Below are 20,436 nucleotides of genomic sequence, written 5' to 3'. Positions count from 1 at the left end.
TGATTTCCATGAAAGAACTACTCAAAACAATTTTAAACAAAATAGGGTATTCGATTAATAAAATAGATTCAAGTAAACCACCTTATTCCGATATAAAAAATAAAGAGTTTTGGGAAATTTACGAAGTTTGTAAACCCTTCACTATGACCAATGTTGAATCTTTATATTCGTTATACTGCTCGGTAGACTACGTTTTGAAAAACAACATTAAAGGAGCCTTTTTAGAGTGTGGTGTCTGGAGGGGAGGAAGTTCAATGCTAATTGCTCAAATGTTGAAAAACCGTAGCATCACTGATAGAAGGTTATATCTATTTGATACATTTGAGGGAATGTCTCAACCTACTAATAATGATTTAGATATTAGAGGAATAAAAGCTTCGACCCTATTGACCGATAATGAACACAATAAAGAAGAATCAGTATGGTGTTTAGCAGAGTTAAAAGATGTTCAAAAGAATATGCGTTTGACCTCATTTCCTGAGGAGAATGTCACTTATATCAAAGGAATGGTAGAAGATACAATTCCTGAAAACCTGCCCAAAGAAAACATTGCATTGCTTCGATTAGACACAGATTGGTACGAATCCACTAAGCATGAATTAAACTACCTCTACCCCAAATTAGAACAAAAAGGGGTTTTAGTGATTGATGATTATGGTCATTGGGAAGGTTGCCGAAAAGCTGTAGATGAGTATTTCCAAGAAAACAACATCCATTTATTGCTTCATAGAATAGACTATACCGTCCGTGTTGGAATTAAAGCTTAGATATAAACTTCAATCAAAACTTAAATTTCAAACTGTTATATTTTTATAGACAATGTTTTTACAAAATATAAGTCAGTAAAATCTACAACTAAAGGTTTAAGAATCGACTAACTTCATCAATTGTTTTACTTAATTTGCAATGCTAAAAATGTTTTCTTTTTAATAAATTCAGCTTGAGTGAAAAAAAAGATACTGCCTCTACTCCTCTTTTTCATCTTCTATTTTTTTAATCTTGAAACCTCCTTCACGCAGGAAAATCAAGAGGATTCCATTTGTAAAGAATATTTCTATTCTGCTCGAAAATATTTTTATAAGGATCACGATTCAGCACTGTATTTTACTCAACTTATAGAAAAAACTGCCAATGAGTATAATAACAAAAGGTGCTTAGCGATAGCGCTTTCTTGTTATGGGACTATTTATAGAAATTCAGGTAAATACCCTCAATCCCTGAATGCTTTTGATAGCAGTTTGGCACTATTTAAATCTCTAAACGACAGCATCTGGGAAGCACGCACCATTTTAATGATCGGTTCGGTGTATAGCGAAAAGGGAGATTACTTGAAAAGTATTGAATTGTTGATGGAATCATCAAGAAAATATGAGGGATTGACCGACGAATGGAGTGTTCGAAGTAGATCTAGAGTCAAAAACTTTATTGGAATTGCCTATTACCAATTGGGGGATAAAAAGAATGCACTAGTATACTTCAAGGAGTCTTTGGCCGATTCTAAAAGTTTAATGGATACGTCGAGTTTCATTAGTCCATTAAGCAATATAGGAATGCTGTTTAGTGATTTAGGAAACTATTCAGAGGCCCTAAAGCATTATGAAATGGCAAGAGCTATTGCGGTAAAAACCAACAATTATCTTAATGAGGCACAAATTGTAGGCAATATTGGAAACGTCTATTTTAAATTAGGAGATTATCATCGTTCTATTCAAAATAGGTTACAGGCTTTAAAAATGGTTAAAGAGTTAAATCAAACTGATGAAATCACCAGACAATATTTAGGGATTGCCAAAAGTAATTTTGAATTAAAAGATTTCAAAGTAGCTTCCCGTTATGCAGATAGCAGTTACACTTTAGCGAAGAAAATCCAAGCAAAAGATCAAATTAAGGAAGCATTAGAGTTTAGAATTGAATTACAATTGGCACTTAACAACCCTGAGGCATCTATCCCGTTGTTTCAGGAATTAATTTTAGTTAAGGACAGTATTCTAAACCAGGAAAAAATAAAACAAATTGCGGCCTTAGAAGTAGAATTCGAAACAGAAAAAAAGGAACTAAAAATAGAAAACCAGGAAAAAGAGTTAATGCTATTATCTAAAGAAAAAGAGGTACAGCGACTTTATTATATTGGTTTCTCCATGCTCTTATTCTTGGGTTCTGGACTTCTTTTTTTACTTTACAATCGACAAAAATTAAAAGCAACGAATGCAGAAATGAAAAAGCAAATCGTGCAGCAAAACCTTAAACAATCCGAACTTAAGAATATCCAACTACAACAAGACATAGATGTCCATCAACAAGAAATAACTGCTATTACTCTTTCAATGATTCGAAAAAACGAACAAATAGAACGGTTAAAGAATCAAATTTCTAAACTCGATCAAAACGATTCAAAAGCTATAGAGTTAAAAAGAAAAATGAGAGATCAAGAGATAGCAGATATCGATTGGAATAATTTTAATGCTCACTTTTCTAAAATTCATCCGGAGTTTTACAATCACCTTTTGAATGAAAATGCAAATATCACTCAAAATGAAATGCGCACTGCTGCTTTGATTAAAATGAACCTATCCAATCGGGAAATTGCAAGTATTACTGGTGTCAATGTCCGATCAGTAGATCAAACTAAGTATAGGTTGAAAAAGAAAATTGCACAAGATTCAGAGAAAAGTTTGGTAGAATTGATTCGAGATATATAATCCAAATTTAATTTAAAACACTAATAATACAAGCATTACCAAACTGTAGACAATTTGTAGACAGTGTAAAAATAGATACCTTAGAATTTATATAGAGTTTTGATTCTGTTACTGAATTTAAAATTCTATGAGAAAAATAACCTTGACCTTTTTGTTGGTGTTGAGTGCATTTATTGCCAATGCACAATTAAACGCAAACTATACTTATAATCCTGCAGCAGGATGCTCTACACCACATACTGTTTTTTTTACAGATCAATCTACTAGTCCAGACACATGGCTTTGGAATTTCGGTGACGGTAGTACTAGTAGAGCTCAGAACCCCATACATACATATATCTCAGCAGGGATTTACACAGTCAGCTTAACCATAACGGATACTGTTGTTGGAGGCTCTAGCACAAAGTCTATCCCAATGGCTGTTGTTGTGGAAGTTCCAACTGCTGATTTCAATGGAAGTTCATTGTTTGGTTGTGGTCCATTAACCATTAATTTCACCAACTCCTCCACTACCGCTGTCAGTTATCTTTGGAATTTTGGTGATGGAAATACTTCAACCCTAGAAAACCCAACGCATACCTACCAAAATAGAGGGTCATATTCTGTATCACTAACCATTACTACTGCTAACGGGTGCACAAACACTAGAACTAAGACTAATTATGTCACTGTTCTTGGACCAACCGTAAGTTTTGGTTTGTCAGGTTCTGCGCCAGCTCAACCTCCTTATACTTTTAGTTTTTCTGATTTATCCACCACTAGTTCTCCAATCATTTCATGGAACTGGAACTTTGGTGATGGAAATACCTCAACTCTTCAAAACCCTACCCATACCTATACCCTCATTGATAGCTTTGATGTTAGTTTAAAAGTAACTGATTTAGACGGATGTAACAGAACACTAACTAGAACAAATTATGCCATTACTAAATTCCTTCAGGCCAATATTACCCAAACTACGGCCATTTCATGCAATGGAGACAGTAATGGGGTATTAACAGTTACTCCTAATTTAGGAACCCCGCCATATTCTTATAGTTGGTCAAATGGGGCAGTCACAGCTGTCAATAGTGGGCTTTCTGCCGGAACGTATACTGTAACTGTTACAGATGCTTCAACAAACTTAGTAACCTCAACATTCAACCTTATAAATCCTACACCCGATAATCCCAACTTCCACTATTCTGCTTCAACTTATTGTATTAATGAAACTAATCCAACACCCATTATTACTGGTACAACAGGAGGGGTTTTTAAAAGTACGGCAGGCTTATCTATAGATTCCACTTCAGGAACGATTGATTTACCTAATTCTACTCCAGGGATTTACGTAGTGAACTACACTACTAAAAGTTCATGTCCTGAATCCTATAATGTTTCAGTCCAAATCAATCCAACCCCTCAAGTTACCTTAATTGGACCCAATGGAGCTTGCTTAGGCAGCACTATCACATTGACCGCAAACACAAATGCAGCAGGCTATTTATTTGACTTTATGGATTCATTCTCAGCCTCTATTGGATCCGGAACCGTTTCAGGTACCAACTCTGTAATCAACGTCAATTTACCGACAATCCAAGGGAATTTTACTTATAGCGTAAAAGTAATTGACCCCTCTACTAATTGTTTTACCATCGAATCTATTTCTATCAACGTAGCTAACTCGGACGATGCTAGTTTTAATTTTGATGCCGCTTCTTATTGTAACACTGAATCTAACCCTACACCAATTATTACTGGTACTACTGGAGGTACTTTCCATAGTCCTTCAGGATTAAACTTAAATCCCACAACAGGAACGGTGGATTTACCCACATCGCTGACTGGTAATTATCCAATAAAATACGTCACAAGTGGATCTTGTCCTGATAGCTCAACGGTTAACATCACTATCAATAGCACTAAAGACTCTACACTTAAAGTATCTAAATGCGATAGCTACACTTGGCCACAAAATGGAATTACTTATTACAATTCCGGCTTATTTTTAGATACCACATCCACCAATTTAGGTTGTGACTCAATCGTTACACTGGATTTGACTATTAATAGAGTAAATAGTACAATTTCGGTAGATTCAAATGAGTCTTGCATCGGTGCCTATGATGGTCAACTAACTGCAGTGGCTATTGGAGGTACGTCGCCCTATACTTACTCATGGTCTAATAGTGCACCTACTCCAACCATTTTAGGAATTACCTCTGCAACCTACACCGTTAGAATAACTGATGCCAATGGATGTACAAGCAATAGCTCTGCTGCAATTGTAGTACTCGATACAATCAAACCAACAGTGCTAACTCAAAATATCACCGTATTTTTAGATGTATCAGGACAGGCCAATATTACTAGTTCTGATATCGACAATGGAAGTAATGATGCATGTGGAGCTCCAACATTAAACCTGAGAAAAAGTACCTTCAATTGCACTGAAGTGGGAAACAATACCATCTATTTAATTGCAACAGATGTTAATGGAAACATCGATTCTGCATCTGCTATAGTTACCGTCATAGATTCCGTTCCACCCAATGTAGTAACTCAAAACCAAACAATTTATCTAGATGCTTCTGGCTTTGCCTCTCTAGCTCCAACTGACATAGATAATGGAAGCTCAGATGGATGTGGAAGTCCAACTTTATCTTTAAGTAAGAGTAGCTTTTCTTGCAGTGATGTAGGAGCTAATACTGTACAAATCATTGCAATGGATATCAATAATAACATAGAGTCCTCTTCTGCAATTGTAACTGTTTTAGACACGATAAAACCAACAATAATCGCACAAAATAGAACTCTTTACTTGGATGCTTCAGGGCAAGCAATACTTACTCCAACAGATATAGACAATGGCAGTTCTGACATTTGTGGAACTGTTAATTTAAGCCTCGATTCAACTTCATTTGATTGTTCTGAAATTGGAATCAATTCCGTTGTACTTAAAGGAATTGATGCAAGTGGCAATACTGCCACAAGTATGTCAAATGTGACAGTTATAGACAGTATCAAACCAACAGTATTAACTCAAAATATCACCGTATTTTTAGATGTATCAGGACAGGCCACTATTACTAGTTCTGATATCGACAATGGAAGTAATGATGCATGTGGAGCTCCAACATTAGGCCTTAGAAAAAGTACCTTCAATTGCACTGAAGTAGGAAACAATACCATCTATTTAATTGCAACAGATGTTAATGGAAACATCGATTCTGCATCTGCTATAGTTACCGTCATAGATTCCGTTCCACCCAATGTAGTGACTAAAAACCAAACGATTTATCTAGATGCTTCTGGCTTTGCCTCTCTAGCTCCAACTGACATTGATAATGGAAGCTCAGATGGATGCGGAAGTCCAACTTTATCTTTAAGTAAGAGTAGCTTTTCTTGCAGTGATGTAGGAGCTAATACTATACACCTCATTGCAATGGATATCAATAATAACATAGACTCCTCTTCTGCAATTGTAACTGTTTTAGACACGATAAAACCAACAATAATTGTACAAAATAGAACTCTTTACTTGGATGCTTCAGGGCAAGCAGCACTTACTCCAACAGATATAGATAATGGCAGTTCTGACATTTGTGGAGCTGTTAATTTAAGCCTCGATTCAACTTCATTTGATTGTTCTGAAATTGGAATCAATTCCGTTGTACTTAAAGGAATTGATGCAAGTGGCAATGAATCGACTAAGCTGGCAACAGTAACTGTCTATGATACGATTCATCCGATGATTATGAATTGCCCTACTTCTATTATTCAAACTGCAGATGCCGGAAGCTGTTATGCCATTGTAACGTGGGCAACTCCTACAGCTGCTGACAACTGTGGAATTGACTCTTTAATAGCGAGCCATAACCCTAATTCTACTTTTCCAATTGGAACTACAACGATTACCTACATTGCTTATGATGAATCGTTGAATACAGATACTTGTACATTTACCATCACCATCACTGACAATGAAAAGCCTGTAATTGGCAATTTACCTGCTGACACCGTTCTTAACAACGATATAGGAAATTGTAGCGCAGTTTTTAATTGGTCAGCTGTAACAGCTTCAGATAATTGTACGCTAGATTCATTGGTTAGCAGTCATACTTCTGGAGATGCATTCCCTATCGGAACAACTACTGTTACTTATACTGCCTATGACCATGCTCTCAATACATTCAGTACTAGCTTTACCGTTACAGTAATTGATATTGAGCAACCAACAATTGTTTGTCCTTCAAATATCAGTCAATGCGACTCCTTTGTAACATGGAACTCACCGATAGGAATGGATAATTGTGTAGGAGCAATCACCAACAGATCCGACGGTGTTAATCTATATTCAGGAGATCAATTCCCAAAAGGTATAACTACCATCTCCTACCAAGTAACGGATGCCTCCAACAATCAATCAACTTGCTCATTCGATGTGGAAGTTTATACTCCGCCTACCGCAAATGCAGGACCTGATTTATCCACTCGAGATATTGAACCTGTTCAAATATTGGCCAATACAACAAATGCAGATCAAATTTACTGGACCCCTATTTTAGGATTATCTGATCCTACAACAGCGCAGCCATTAGCTAACCCTAGGCAAAACACTACATATACTCTTCGTGTGGTTAGTGCGGATGGTTGTGAAGTTTCAGATGATGTGGAAATTAGAGTTGAGCTGGTCACTCAACTTGATGCAACCACCTTATTCACTCCCAACGGCGATGGTAGAAATGATCGTTGGGTAGTGAATAAGCCTGAATTAATCTCTGGTTGTCAATTAGTGATTTTTAATAGAAATGGTACCGAAGTCTATTCAACCAACAACTACATCAATGATTGGGATGGTACAATTGAAGGTCAAGAACTTCCGGAAGGAACCTATTACTACATTATTAGTTGCGAGGACAGCCGACAATACAAAGGACCAATAACCCTATTAAGAGAAAGAAGATAACTCCAAAAAACTATAGACATGACGAATAGCAAAAACAAACTAGTCACAGCTACACTTGCAATTTTGGGGTTCATCGTTTTTAGTAATGTAAAAGCGCAACAAAGCCCAATTAGCAACTTTTATAATTTCAACAATTACTTATTGAATCCTGCAGAAGCAGGCCATCAGTATCGATTGGCAGGTACAGCTAGTCATCGAATTCAATGGCAAGGAATTGATGGAGCACCCAAAACTACTTTTTTGGGACTTCATGGGGCGGTGAATGATAACATGGGAATCGGGGGTAAAATAACTGTTGACCAAACCGACATTTTAAAACAATTCAATGCTGCCCTCTCCTACTCTTATCGGATTTCAATCAATGAAAATACGAGCCTTCGATTTGGAGTGTCTGGAATAATGAACCAGAATAGCATCAATTATCATAAAGCCATCATAGGCGATTATGCAGATGAGGTAGCTACTGGCGGTTCACAAAATGGAACTACTTTCGATGCTGAAGCCGGTTTGATGTTGGCTTATAAAAAAGGATCTATTGGTTTGGCTGCTTCTAACCTTTTTGAATCAGATGTCAATTATAAGCTACCTGAAAACAGAGGCGACGGAACTTTTGAACGCGTGAGATACCTGAAAGCATATGGATCGTATGAATTCAAATTATCAGAAAACTGGAATTTAGAGCCTTATGTTATGGTTCGAAATCAAGGAGTAGGAAGCTTTCAGGCTGAAGTCAATGCCATGACTTCGTGGAAGGAAACCTTATACCTTGGAATCGGCTATCGACAAGAAGCTGGGTACATCGGAAAACTAGGGTTTCAAATCACAGATAAATTGATGGCTGCATATGCTTATGAGTTTTCAAATACTGGAATCGCTTCCAATAGCAATGGATCACATGAGTTTATGATTGGATTGAAAATGGGTAAAGTGAAGAATGAAACTCCTTCGTCTCCAATTGAGGAGGAATATATAGCGCTTGTTAACACTAAAAAACCAGTTCAACAGCCTGAAGAGGTAATTAAAACGGAAGTTAAAGTAGAAAAAATCGAGACGCCTATTTCTGAAGAAAATACAGCCGTTAAAACTGAAATAAAGGAAACTACTCCTGAAAAATTAGAAACAACAACTGTAGCTATTTCTGATGTTGAAAAAGTAACAACTATTGATTCTAAAGTCTTTGAACAGAAAATACCCTTTGAATTTGAGCAAACGAGATTTAATCCTGACGCTAAAACATCATTGGATAGGATAGCTGCTGAACTAAAGAAGTTCCCAACACAAAAAATCATCATTTATGGACATACTTGTGACATGGGCAGTAATGCAATCAATCAACAAGTATCTGCGCTCAGAGCAAAATCAGTTGAAAGCTATTTGATTGCTCAAGGAGTTAATTCAAATCAAATAAGTACGAAAGCAATGGCGGATACTGAACCAATTGCCCCAAACACGACGATTGCGAATAAGCAAAAAAACAGAAGAGTTGAATTTGAATTGGTGAAGTAACACGAATTCAGATTTCTTCAAACGAAAACCTTCAAGGCGCATCTTTACAGATGATTAAACCTTGAAGGTTTTCTCGTTAGCAATTTAAACCGTTACAGAATATATGCTCTCACCCTGCTTCCTAGAAAGTAAATACTATCTTTAACTTTCAAAAAATAATGTGATGCAAATACTATCGAAGATCTTAATCGGAATCATCGCTTTTGAGCACCTTTTCATTCTCTACATGGAAATGTTTGCATGGGAAACGTTGGGAAAGAAAACGTTTAAAGGTGCATTACCTGACGACCTGTTTAAACCCACCAAAAGCATGGCAGGTAACCAAGGATTGTACAATGGTTTTCTATCGGCAGGATTAATCTGGTCAATTCTTATTACTGATCCACAATGGAGCACCAATGTGGCTCTTTTCTTTTTAGGATGTGTTCTTGTTGCAGGCTGTTACGGGGCTATTACTGCCAGTAAAAAAATCTTTATGGTTCAGGCTATGCCTGCAATTATTGCATTTATAGTTACTTTGTTTTTCAGATAACAGTTATACTGATAATCGATATTGTAGTATTGAATACACTTACAGATGAACTTTGAAAAAATACAGCCTATTCGTTTTATAGGATTACTTTTAATCATCATTTTTATCATTTTTGAATACAATCGATATGGTGATTTTTCAATTTATTATCATGCAGCTTCCAACCTATACAGATTACCAGACTTATATCATCCACTTTATAGCGAACCACCCACACTGTTCTATTTAGGAAACCCTGTTATCACCTTATTCATCTATCCGTTCACTTATTTACCGTTGTCATTTGCAACTCTCTTGGTGAAGCTGGTTGACCTCGTTCTCCTTTATCGAATTTGGATAATAATTTCATCCTATCTATGTATTGATGTGCACACTAGCAAAATAAAGAATCTACTCTTGATCATTACTTTCGCTAGTTGCTTTATTAGTATATATTACAACCTTCACCTAGTGCAGTTTACTATAATAATGTTGTATTGTAGTCTAGAAGGAATTTATCAAATTAGTCAGAATAAGAATATACCACTTGGATCCTTTCTGATAGCATTTGCGGTGCTAACGAAGATTAGTCCAATAGTCTTGTTGCCGTATTTGATATATCGAAATCATTTCAAGGCTTTTATGTGGACGATTCTATTTCTAGGTGTGCTAGTAGGAAGCACTTTCATTTTTATAGAACCGACTAAAAGTTTATTTCTATGGTCAAAATGGTGGTATTTAATCAACCCTTTAGACCCGGACTCTATTTTTGACATGAATAATAGAAAAAATCATGGAATAAGCACTTTATTGTCTACCCTATTTATAAAAGATATTACAGATAATATTGTTGAATTGACCAATAGAAGATACCTCATTGATCTAGGAAGAGAACAAGTTAAAGTTCTTATCACAGTTGCCAGAATCATTTTAATTGGACTCACCTTCTACTTTTTGAGAAGTCTTCCTTTTGTAAAGCAAAAGATTAAACAGAATGAGTTTTGGGAATTAAGTTATTTATTGTTAATTATTCCTCTATTTTTTCCACAACAGAGAATCTATAATTTCATATTCGTTCTACCGGCAATTGCATATTTATGCTACCATCTGATTGTTAACAAACAACAAATTAAAAACTATCATTTAAAGCTCGTAGCTTTCGTCTTTTGTGTTCTTTTATTCAATTTTGAAATGATTTTTGGTCAATTACGTTTGTATTTATGGTATTATAAAACCATGACTTATGCCACCCTATTTGTATTAATTTTACTAATGTGGATGAGGCCCACTTCTCGAGCAACAATAACACCAATTAAAACTTAACTAAAGGCCTTATTTTGTTAATATTATTGACAAAAAAATCCTCTAGGCATGGCCAAGAGGATTTCTAAATTTTAAACTATTCTATGGCTTATACATTAAACTTAAAGTGCATGATGTCACCATCCTTCACGATGTATTCTTTTCCTTCCATGCTCATTTTTCCAGCTTCTTTTACAGCTGCTTCAGATTTATATTTAAGGTAGTCATCATACTTAATTACCTCCGCTTTAATAAAGCCTCGTTCAAAATCTGAGTGGATTACTCCAGCTGCTTGTGGTGCCGTCATTCCCTTTCTAATAGTCCAAGCTCTTACTTCTTTTACTCCTGCGGTCAAATACGTTTCTAGGTTCAACAAACGGTATGCTGCTTTAATCAATTGATTCACTCCTGGTTCTTTTAAGCCTGCATCTTCCAAAAACTCTTTACGCTCTTCTGCGCTCTCCAATTCTGCAATGTCGGCCTCTAAACCAGCTGCTACGATAATAATTTCAGCATTTTCGTCTTTTACAGCTTCTCTCACTTGATCGACAAATTTGTTTCCGTTGGCAATGGAACCTTCATCCACATTACAAACATACAATACAGGTTTAGCTGTCAGTAAAAATAAATCTGCTACATACTTTCGATCTTCATCTTCCACAGGAGTTGAACGTGCTGCCTTTCCTGACTCTAAATGCGCTTTGTAAACATTCAATACTTCTCGCTCTTTAATTGCTTCTTTATCTCCTGTTTTTGCAGCTCTTATTGTTTTTTCTAACTTTTTCTCAACTGCTTCTAAATCTTTTAAAATCAATTCGTAGTCGATAGTTTCCTTATCTCTTACCGGATTTACACTTCCATCAACGTGAACAATGTTTCCGTCTTCAAAACAACGTAAAACGTGAATAATTGCATCCGTTTCTCTAATGTTTCCTAAGAATTTATTTCCTAAACCCTCTCCCTTACTTGCTCCTTTCACCAATCCTGCAATATCCACGATATCTATAGTAGTTGGTAAAATGCGTTCAGGGTTAATCAATTCTGCCAATGCATTCAATCGCTCATCTGGCACTGTAATCACCCCAACATTTGGTTCTATGGTACAAAAAGGAAAGTTGGCCGATTGTGCTTTCGCATTCGACAAACAGTTAAACAAAGTTGATTTTCCTACATTCGGTAAACCGACAATTCCACATTTCAAAGCCATTCTTCTATTGTTTTGGTGATTAAAAAACGGGCACAAAGATATTTATTATTTGCTGGTAAATTTCGTTTTCAACGAATTTCGAAAGTTATTAACAGAAATCGAGCATTCTTGCCGAATTCAGTTACTTTTGTGACCCAAACAACCTCGCAAAATCGAAACAAAATGGCTGATATAGCAAAACTAGAAAAAGTTGCCTCACAAGTTAGAAGAGACATTGTTAGAATGGTACACGCAGTAAACTCAGGACACCCAGGTGGTTCTTTAGGCTGCGCAGATTACTTTACAGCGTTATACTTTGACGTGATGAAGTATTCAACAGACTTCAAAATGGATGGAAAAGGTGAAGATTTATTCTTCCTTTCTAATGGTCATATTTCACCTGTATGGTACAGCACCTTGGCTAGAGCAGGTTTTTTCGAGGTAAAAGAATTAGCTACTTTTAGAAAGTTAAACACTCGTCTTCAAGGTCATCCTACTACTCATGAAGGCCTTCCTGGGGTTCGTGTAGCAAGTGGCTCTTTGGGTCAAGGATTGTCTGTAGCCGTTGGTGCTGCTTTAACTAAAAAACACAATAACGATGATCGGATTGTTTATTCTCTTCACGGTGACGGAGAATTACAAGAAGGTCAGATATGGGAAGCGGCCATGTTTGCTGCTCACAATAAAGTGGATAACATTATATCAGCTATCGACTTCAATGGCCGTCAAATCGACGGAGACGTTAGCGATGTAATGGATTTGGGTAATTTGAGAGGAAAATGGGAAAGCTTTGGTTGGACCGTTACAGAAATGGACGGAAACAATATGCAAGCCATCATTGATGGTTTAGCCCACGCCAAAACGTTAACTGGCAAAGGCAAGCCTGTTATGATTATAATGAAAACAGAAATGGGTGCAGGTGTTGATTTTATGATGGGATCACACAAGTGGCATGGAGTAGCTCCAAACGACGAGCAATTGGCGAATGCCTTGAGCCAATTGCCTGAAACATTAGGAGATTATTAAGAGGCACAGTTGTTGATTTATCGCAGCGAATCGAATCCAACACTCATGAAAAATAGATTAAAAACTAACATTCGGCAGTTATTAATGGCACTCTTTATTGGAGTGGCTTTCTTGCTGACGCATGATGTCGCTGCACAAGCACCTAAAAAGACACGTATCTTATTTGTGTTAGATGGCTCTCAAAGCATGTATGCTCGTTGGGAGAATGGACAGAAAATGCAGGTGGCCACTCGCCTACTGGGTGAAATGGTTGATAGTTTGAAGAGTGTTGAAAACGTTGAAGTAGCTTTACGTGCATTTGGACATACTTACCGAGTAGTTCAAGGCGATAGAAGTTGCACCGATACAAAGTTAGAAGTGCCTTTCGGTAAAAGCAATCATGATAAAATTATCAGTAAATTAAGAGAAATCAGACCAATGGGAACAACCTTGATTGCCTACTCTTTGGAGCAAGCAGCAAACGATTTCCCGACATGTACTGATTGTAGAAACATCATTGTTTTAATTACTGATGGTATTGAAGAATGCGATGGTGACCCTTGTGCTGTTTCATTGGCATTGCAACGAAAAGGAGTTATTCTTAAGCCTTTTGTGATTGGATTAGGATTAGATCCTAGTATCATGGATGCTTTTAAATGTATTGGAAATTTCTACGATGCGCGAAATGAATCTACTTTCAAGCAAGTACTTGATATAGTGATTTCACAAGCTTTGAATAATACCACTGCTCAAGTTAACCTATTAGATATTTATAACAAGCCAACGGAAACGAATGTCGCGATGACTTTCTACGATGCTTTTACTGGGATGCCTCGATATAACTTTGTGCATACATTAGACAGCAGAGGAAATCCAGATACCATTCCTGTTGATCCATTAGGAAAATACAATTTGGTGGTTCATACCACTCCTGAAGTAGAAAAGAAAGACATAGAACTAACTGCAGGTACTCATAATTACATTGCAGTTGATGCAGCCCAAGGTAGTCTGCTGCTGCAGATGAATGGCTTCAACGAATACCAAAAATTGCAAGCCATAGTGCGAAAATCAGGGGAAATGAAAACGCTGTATGCACATGCCTTTGATGAAGAAAAGAAATACTTGGTTGGTAAATATGATTTAGAAATCTTAACTCTTCCACGTATATTATTACCTTCAGTTAATATTGCCCAAAGTAATGTTACTAAAATTATGATCCCTCAGCCTGGTGTGGCTGCCATCGGCATGGGAGTTAAAGGCTACGGAACTATTTTCGTAGAAAAAGGCGATTTATTAGAAAAAGTTACCGACCTAAATGTCAACTCAGTAAGAGAATCAATTGTTTTGCAACCAGGAAGCTATAAATTAGTCTTTCGACCATTAAACGCAAGACTATCCATATACACCAAAGAAATTTCATTTACCATAACCTCAGGACAAACAACTCAAGTAAAATTTTAATCAAGCGATGAAAAAGTATACTTCTACAGGAAATAAAGACACCCGCTCAGGATTTGGAGACGGATTACTCGAAGCAGGAAAGAAAAACGAAAATGTTATCGCAATGTGTGCCGATTTAACCGGCTCACTCAAGATGGACGCCTTTAAAAATGAATTTCCTGATCGATTTATACAAGCAGGAATTGCAGAAGCTAACATGATTGGAATGGCTGCAGGGATGACTATAGGAGGAAAAATTCCTTTTACAGGAACATTTGCCAACTTCTCTACTGGTCGTGTGTATGATCAGATTCGTCAGTCGGTAGCTTACAGCGATAAGAATGTGAAAATTTGTGCATCGCATGCTGGTTTGACTTTAGGAGAAGATGGGGCAACTCACCAAATTCTAGAAGACATCGGTTTGATGAAAATGTTACCTGGAATGACGGTTATCAATCCATGTGATTATAACCAAACCAAAGCAGCTACAATTGCTATTGCTGAGCACCACGGACCAGTATACTTGCGTTTTGGTCGTCCAAAAGTACCTGTATTCATGCCTGAGAATGAAAAGTTCGTAATTGGTGAAGCCATCCATTTAACAGAAGGAACAGATGTTAGCATCTTTGCAACTGGACATCTAGTTTGGGAAGCTTTGCAAGCAGCTGAGCAATTGGAAGCAAAAGGAATATCTGCAGAAGTAATAAATATTCATACCATTAAACCTTTAGACGCTAAAGCAGTCTTAGCATCGGTAGCAAAGACAAAATGTGTGGTAACTGCTGAAGAACACATGCGCCACGGTGGTTTAGGTGATTCCATTGCTCAATTGTTATCGAGGGAAAATCCAACACCAATGGAATATGTAGCAGTTAACGATTCGTTCGGTGAAAGCGGAACACCAGAAGAATTAATGACGAAATACGGACTAGATGCGGCTAATATTGTAAAAGCGGCTGAAAAGGTTATAAAAAGAAAATAACAATTTCAACGAGTACATTTGGAGCCGTTAATTCACTTGAATTAATGGCTCTTTTTTTTGAATAAATTGTGATTTAAACGACTTTAAAAGTGGAAGAACACCTGAGCGACAATAAGATATTAGAACTTTGTTTAGACAATAAAAGCCAATCCTATGGGTTTAATTTATTAGTCAGGAAATACCAGAAACAATTGTACTTTCATATTCGAAAAATGGTTTTAGTACATGAGGATGCTGATGATGTGCTACAACAGACATTTATCAAAGCATGGAAAAACATCACTCTATTTCGCGGAGACAGCAAGCTTTATACTTGGTTATATCGAATTGCCTCTAATGCATGTATTGACTTTTTAAAAAACAAAAAGAAACACCATCATTCCGATATAGATCAAATAGCAGAAAGCTATTTAAATGCGCTGGAAGAAGATCCATTATTTACTGGCGACGATATGGAAAAAGAATTTCAAAAAGCACTTTTAACCTTACCAGACAAGCAACGATTAGTGTTTAACTTGAAATATTTTGAAGAGTTAAAATATGAGGAAATATCTCAAATAACAGGTACATCAATTGGAGGATTAAAAGCTTCCTACCATCATGCAGTAGAAAAAGTTAAAGAATTTATAAAACAAGATTAAACCCTACTATTAATTTACAGTCAAACCATCGAGATGAAAACGAACGATCCATTTAATCAGAAAAACAAGCAACCTTTCGAGGTCCCATCTGGATATTTTGAAGCATTGCCTACAAAAATTCAAGAGGTCATTCGGGAAGAAGAAAATAAAATGACACTATGGGATAGAATTAAACCCATACTGGGAGGTCGTTTTACGATAAGTACAAGTGTTTTGGCAGTGTTAGTGATTGTCATACTTCAGCTTTCAGAGGTGACGACCTCGACATCCAACATAAGCATTAACTCTGACGAGGCTTATGCATATTTAGAAGACCTAGAAACAGAAGACTTTGACGAAACAATGATGCTTGATTACTTAGATGAAATCCCTGTTGTTTTAGAAGAGCCCACAGAAGAAGATATAATGAATTACTTGATGAATCAAGAATATATTGAAAACGAAGTGTATTAACCAATTAAATTTAAGTAAGATGAAGAAGAAAATCTTAATCGCGTTCATAGCTGTGACTTCAGTTTTTGGCGCACAAGCACAAGAAAAAAAAGCAGATAGATCTGAAAAAATGCTAGAATATAAAATAAAGTTTATTGAAGAAAAGCTAGCATTAACAGAAAAGGAGAAAGCAGACTTTATTCCTGTATACAAAGAATACCTCCAAAAAGAGCAAGAATGCAAAAAGGAATTTAGATCAGAAAAGGGAGCCGCAAAAGGCGAAAAACAGCTACTTTCTGAGAAATCTGATGCTGAAATTGAAAAAGAATTAGATGCGCATATTGCTAGAAAAGAAAAAGGCCTAGCTGTAGACAAAGAATACTTAGCCAAGTTTAAAAAAGTATTACCCATCAAAAAAGTCGCTCAATTATACGAAGCAGAACGTGCTTTTAAAAAGGAGTTATTGGACAAGCTAAGAGACAAAAAAAGCGAAGGAAAAGGAAAGCGCGAGGGTGAGCGTTCGATGAGTCCTAGCTCTACCGATTAATTTTGATCCAATTCGCAGTATTGATTTAGATTAGTTGATGCCTTCAGAGGTTAGTATATAGATACTTCCCTTTGAAGGTTTTTTTTGTTTGAAATGAGGAGTAATTATTCATGTGCGATACTTAAAATTAACTACAAGGAGCACCAAGATTTTAAGCCTATTCCTCCAAGTATTTTGAATGTTTTCTGAAGAATAAAGATTGAAACAATGCGACAGCCAATATGCTCCGCACTAAACTTAACAAAGTAGAATTATAGCTATAAATCAACATTACATTGACAAAATATTCAATCGATTGATTGCGACAATTGATTAATTTTGGGGCATGTCAAACAGCAAGGAAATATTTTACAAGAATTTAGCCCAAACTACACCATTTGCATTGGGTTATGAGATTAGTCATGCCGAGGGTTCCACTATTTACACTACTGATGGCAGAGCTATTTTAGATTTTATTTCAGGAATCGGTGTAAGCAGTTTAGGACATGGTCATCCGGCCATCAAAAAAGCCGTAATCGACCAAGTGGAAAAGCACATGCACGTAATGGTATATGGAGAATTTATCCAAGAGTCCCAATCTAAATTAGGTGAAGAATTAAGTCGAGTACTACCTCAAGAGATTGATAGCTATTATTTTGTCAATTCAGGAACCGAAGCCATCGAAGGTGCATTAAAATTAGCGAAACGTGCAACCGGTCGACAACAAATCATTGCATTCGAAAGGGCCTATCATGGAAGTACACACGGCGCTTTGAGTGTAGGAGGCAATAAAGCCAAACAAACCCCTTTCCTACCCTTACTTCCCAATATTGACCGAATTCAATTAAATAACCTATCTGATTTAGAAAAAATTACAACTGAAACAGCTTGTGTAATTTTGGAAACCATTCAAGGGGATGCCGGAGTCCGAATTCCTGACTACCACTATATGCAGGCTCTGAGAAAGAGGTGCTCCGAAGTAGGAACTTTGCTAATATTAGATGAAATTCAATCAGGTATAGGTCGAACTGGGAAATTTTTGGCATTTGAGCATTTTGATATCGTTCCCGACATCATTACGATGGGTAAGGCTCTAGGTGGAGGAATGCCGATTGGATGCTTTGCTTCTCGCAAAGAATTGATGGAGCAATTAAGTGATCATCCAATGTTAGGTCACATTACTACATTTGGTGGACATCCCGTAGTTTGTGCCGCAGCAGCTGCCGGATTAAAAGTATTGAGAGAAGAGAACCTCATTGCAGGAGTTCAAGCTAAAGCTGATAAAATTGCTTCCTTATTAGTCCATCCATGCATTAAAGAAGTCCGCTACAAAGGACTCATGATTGCTGTAGATTTAGATTCAGAAGAGCGAGTTCAGAAAGTGGTAGATGATTGTTTAAAAAATGGATTATTGACTTTCTGGTTTTTATCTACTGCCTATTCTTTCCGTTTGGCGCCGCCATTGAATATATCGGAAGAAGATTTAGAAAAAGGATGTGCCATAATTCTGGCAGCAATTGAGAAAACTGCTAATTAGAATAGTTAATTTCGCAAGTGTATGGCAAAGGAGACAAAACAACCAAACGTAACTATTAAGAATAAAAAAGCGTCATTTGAGTATGAATTTATTGATACTTATGAGGCCGGTATGCAATTAATGGGTACAGAGATAAAGTCGATCCGTGACTCAAAAGCCAGTATCAAAGAAGGCTATTGTGTATTTAAAAAAGGAGAACTTTACGTTAAAAACATACATATTTCAGAATACAAAGAAGGAAGCTATAATAATCACGAGCCAAAGCGCGACCGCAAACTTCTGCTTCATAAACGTGAACTCGAGAAACTTTCTAAAAAGAAAACGGATGTGGGTTTAACCATTATTCCTGTGAAAATGTATATTAACTCTAAGGGTTTAGCCAAACTTCAAATAGCGTTAGCAAAAGGGAAAAAGCTGCATGATAAACGTGAAAGTTTAAAAGCTAAGGACGACAAACGAGCGATGGATCGCGCCATGAAAATCTAAAAGATTTATTTAATCTCCAACAAACCTGTCAATAACCTACTAATCTAACTAGTAATCTTATAAACCTAACCTTTACCGTTCAATTCTTGCATAATTTCAGCAAATAGCTGATACGATTTAATACGATCCTTACCGTCAAAAATATTGGTTACCGCAATCAATTCGTCCACTTCTGTGGTCTCAATAAAGTGCTTTACTTGACGCTTCACGGTATCTTTACTACCAATGAACGTATACTTTAGCATTTGCTGAACAGTCGAATGTTGACTCACCTCTCTCAGCTCTTCCGTCATATCTATGGGTGGTTGCATTTGATCTCGCTTACCAGTCAATAAACTAATAATCATCCGATACAAAGAAGTAGAAATACGTTCTGCTTCCTCATCGGTATCTGCTACAATAATATTGACACCTGCCAAAGTATACGGCTTTTCCAACACTTCAGACGGTTGAAACTCTCGGCGATAAATATCGAGTGCATTCATTAAATGCGTGGTAGCGAAATGACTTGCAAAAGCATATGGTAATCCCTTACTAGCTGCTAAATGTGCGCTATCAGTGCTTGATCCTAAAATATACAATGGCACATCCACTCCCTCTGCAACTGTTGCACGAACTTTTTCTGAAGCATTTTTTATTGAAAAGTAATCTTGGATTTTTTGAACTTCAGTCGGAAAAGACATGGCTGCTTGATAAAAATCAGATCGAATGGCATTCGCCGTAGCTTGATCCGTTCCTGGAGCTCGTCCAAGTCCTAGATCTATTCTATTCGGATATAATATTCCCAATGTGCCGAACTGTTCCGCAATAATCAATGGGGAATGGTTGGGTAACATAATCCCGCCAGAACCAACTCGAATTCGTTTGGTCCCTTCAGCTATTTTTCCAATTAGAATTGAAGTGGCGCTACTTCCAATTGCTTCAGAATTGTGGTGCTCTGCTAACCAATATCTGGTGTACCCTACTTCATCTGCAGCTTGCGCCAATGCCAACGAATGGTTGAAGGTTTGAGCTAACGTAGTCCCCTTTGACACAATAGCAAGGTCTAATATGGAGTATGCAATTTGTTTAGTAAGCATGGTTAATTCATTTAATAATTGAAAAATCAGTAGAAAAACGTTTAAAACGGAAGAGAATCACATATAAAAATTGAAAATAATTCACCAAGTCTTTAGGCCGCTCTAATTGTTGCAAAAGTATTTATATAAATAACGTTGAAGTTGTAAAAATTCTTA

At 36.7% G+C, this 20,436-nt stretch carries 16 protein-coding genes; 14 read left to right on the top strand and 2 right to left on the bottom strand.

The features are described from left to right. Positions 1 to 8: 8 nt before the first annotated feature. From GQN54_RS05085 to GQN54_RS05060, 6 genes are all read left to right on the top strand, one after another. Positions 9 to 767 carry a TylF/MycF/NovP-related O-methyltransferase gene (locus GQN54_RS05085; RefSeq protein ID WP_160632434.1) on the top strand — a complete coding sequence of 253 codons (759 nt, stop codon included), beginning with the start codon at positions 9 to 11 and terminating at the stop codon, positions 765 to 767. Positions 768 to 944: 177 nt separating this feature from the next. Then, complete coding sequence (locus GQN54_RS05080; protein ID WP_160632433.1) at positions 945 to 2,699, top strand: tetratricopeptide repeat protein; 1,755 nt, start codon at positions 945 to 947, stop codon at positions 2,697 to 2,699. A 127-nt stretch (positions 2,700 to 2,826) separates the two neighbouring features. Further along, positions 2,827 to 7,647 carry an HYR domain-containing protein gene (locus GQN54_RS05075; protein ID WP_160632432.1) on the top strand — a complete coding sequence of 1,607 codons (4,821 nt, stop codon included), beginning with the start codon at positions 2,827 to 2,829 and terminating at the stop codon, positions 7,645 to 7,647. A gap of 18 nt (positions 7,648 to 7,665) precedes the next feature. Beyond that, on the top strand, positions 7,666 to 9,153 hold the full coding sequence (locus GQN54_RS05070; RefSeq protein WP_160632431.1) for a PorP/SprF family type IX secretion system membrane protein: 1,488 nt from the start codon (positions 7,666 to 7,668) through the stop codon (positions 9,151 to 9,153). 163 nt (positions 9,154 to 9,316) lie between these two features. Beyond that, positions 9,317 to 9,685 carry a DUF1304 domain-containing protein gene (locus GQN54_RS05065; RefSeq protein WP_160632430.1) on the top strand — a complete coding sequence of 123 codons (369 nt, stop codon included), beginning with the start codon at positions 9,317 to 9,319 and terminating at the stop codon, positions 9,683 to 9,685. A 45-nt stretch (positions 9,686 to 9,730) separates the two neighbouring features. Next, a complete protein-coding gene (locus GQN54_RS05060) occupies positions 9,731 to 10,987 on the top strand; it encodes a glycosyltransferase 87 family protein (RefSeq protein ID WP_160632429.1) in 1,257 nt (418 codons plus the stop codon). A gap of 88 nt (positions 10,988 to 11,075) precedes the next feature. Here the strand turns inward: GQN54_RS05060 and ychF are convergent, their stop codons facing one another. Continuing rightward, a complete protein-coding gene (ychF, locus tag GQN54_RS05055) occupies positions 11,076 to 12,167 on the bottom strand; it encodes a redox-regulated ATPase YchF (protein WP_207554838.1) in 1,092 nt (363 codons plus the stop codon). Positions 12,168 to 12,335: 168 nt separating this feature from the next. Between ychF and GQN54_RS05050 the strand changes: the two genes are divergently transcribed. The 8 genes from GQN54_RS05050 (at position 12,336) to smpB (ending at position 19,201) form a co-directional block, all read left to right on the top strand. Continuing rightward, the gene (locus GQN54_RS05050; protein WP_160632427.1) at positions 12,336 to 13,178 is read left to right on the top strand and encodes a transketolase; all 843 of its coding nucleotides are present in this window, start codon (positions 12,336 to 12,338) and stop codon (positions 13,176 to 13,178) included. Positions 13,179 to 13,223: 45 nt separating this feature from the next. Next, a complete protein-coding gene (locus tag GQN54_RS05045) occupies positions 13,224 to 14,618 on the top strand; it encodes a vWA domain-containing protein (RefSeq protein ID WP_160632426.1) in 1,395 nt (464 codons plus the stop codon). A 7-nt stretch (positions 14,619 to 14,625) separates the two neighbouring features. Beyond that, positions 14,626 to 15,579: a transketolase family protein gene (locus GQN54_RS05040; protein WP_160632425.1), complete on the top strand. Its 954-nt coding sequence runs from the start codon at positions 14,626 to 14,628 to the stop codon at positions 15,577 to 15,579. Positions 15,580 to 15,668: 89 nt separating this feature from the next. After that, positions 15,669 to 16,220, top strand: a complete 552-nt coding sequence (locus GQN54_RS05035) for an RNA polymerase sigma factor (RefSeq protein ID WP_317163941.1) — start codon at positions 15,669 to 15,671, stop codon at positions 16,218 to 16,220. A 33-nt stretch (positions 16,221 to 16,253) separates the two neighbouring features. Continuing rightward, positions 16,254 to 16,673, top strand: a complete 420-nt coding sequence (locus GQN54_RS05030; protein ID WP_160632424.1) for a hypothetical protein — start codon at positions 16,254 to 16,256, stop codon at positions 16,671 to 16,673. A gap of 19 nt (positions 16,674 to 16,692) precedes the next feature. Beyond that, entirely contained in the window at positions 16,693 to 17,199 is a 507-nt protein-coding gene (locus GQN54_RS05025; protein WP_160632423.1) for a hypothetical protein, read from the top strand. 325 nt (positions 17,200 to 17,524) lie between these two features. Continuing rightward, entirely contained in the window at positions 17,525 to 18,715 is a 1,191-nt protein-coding gene (locus tag GQN54_RS05020; protein WP_160632422.1) for an aspartate aminotransferase family protein, read from the top strand. Between the two features lie 21 nt (positions 18,716 to 18,736). Then, entirely contained in the window at positions 18,737 to 19,201 is a 465-nt protein-coding gene (gene smpB / locus GQN54_RS05015; protein WP_160632421.1) for an SsrA-binding protein SmpB, read from the top strand. A 65-nt stretch (positions 19,202 to 19,266) separates the two neighbouring features. Here the strand turns inward: smpB and GQN54_RS05010 are convergent, their stop codons facing one another. Further along, entirely contained in the window at positions 19,267 to 20,280 is a 1,014-nt protein-coding gene (locus tag GQN54_RS05010) for an LLM class flavin-dependent oxidoreductase (RefSeq protein WP_160632420.1), read from the bottom strand. Positions 20,281 to 20,436: the final 156 nt, after the last annotated feature.

The organism is Acidiluteibacter ferrifornacis, from assembly GCF_009909615.1.
Lineage (GTDB): Bacteria > Bacteroidota > Bacteroidia > Flavobacteriales_E > Vicingaceae > Acidiluteibacter > Acidiluteibacter ferrifornacis.
The sequence above is the reverse complement of the archived record's forward strand: the minus strand, read 5'-3'. Positions and strand labels throughout refer to the sequence as shown.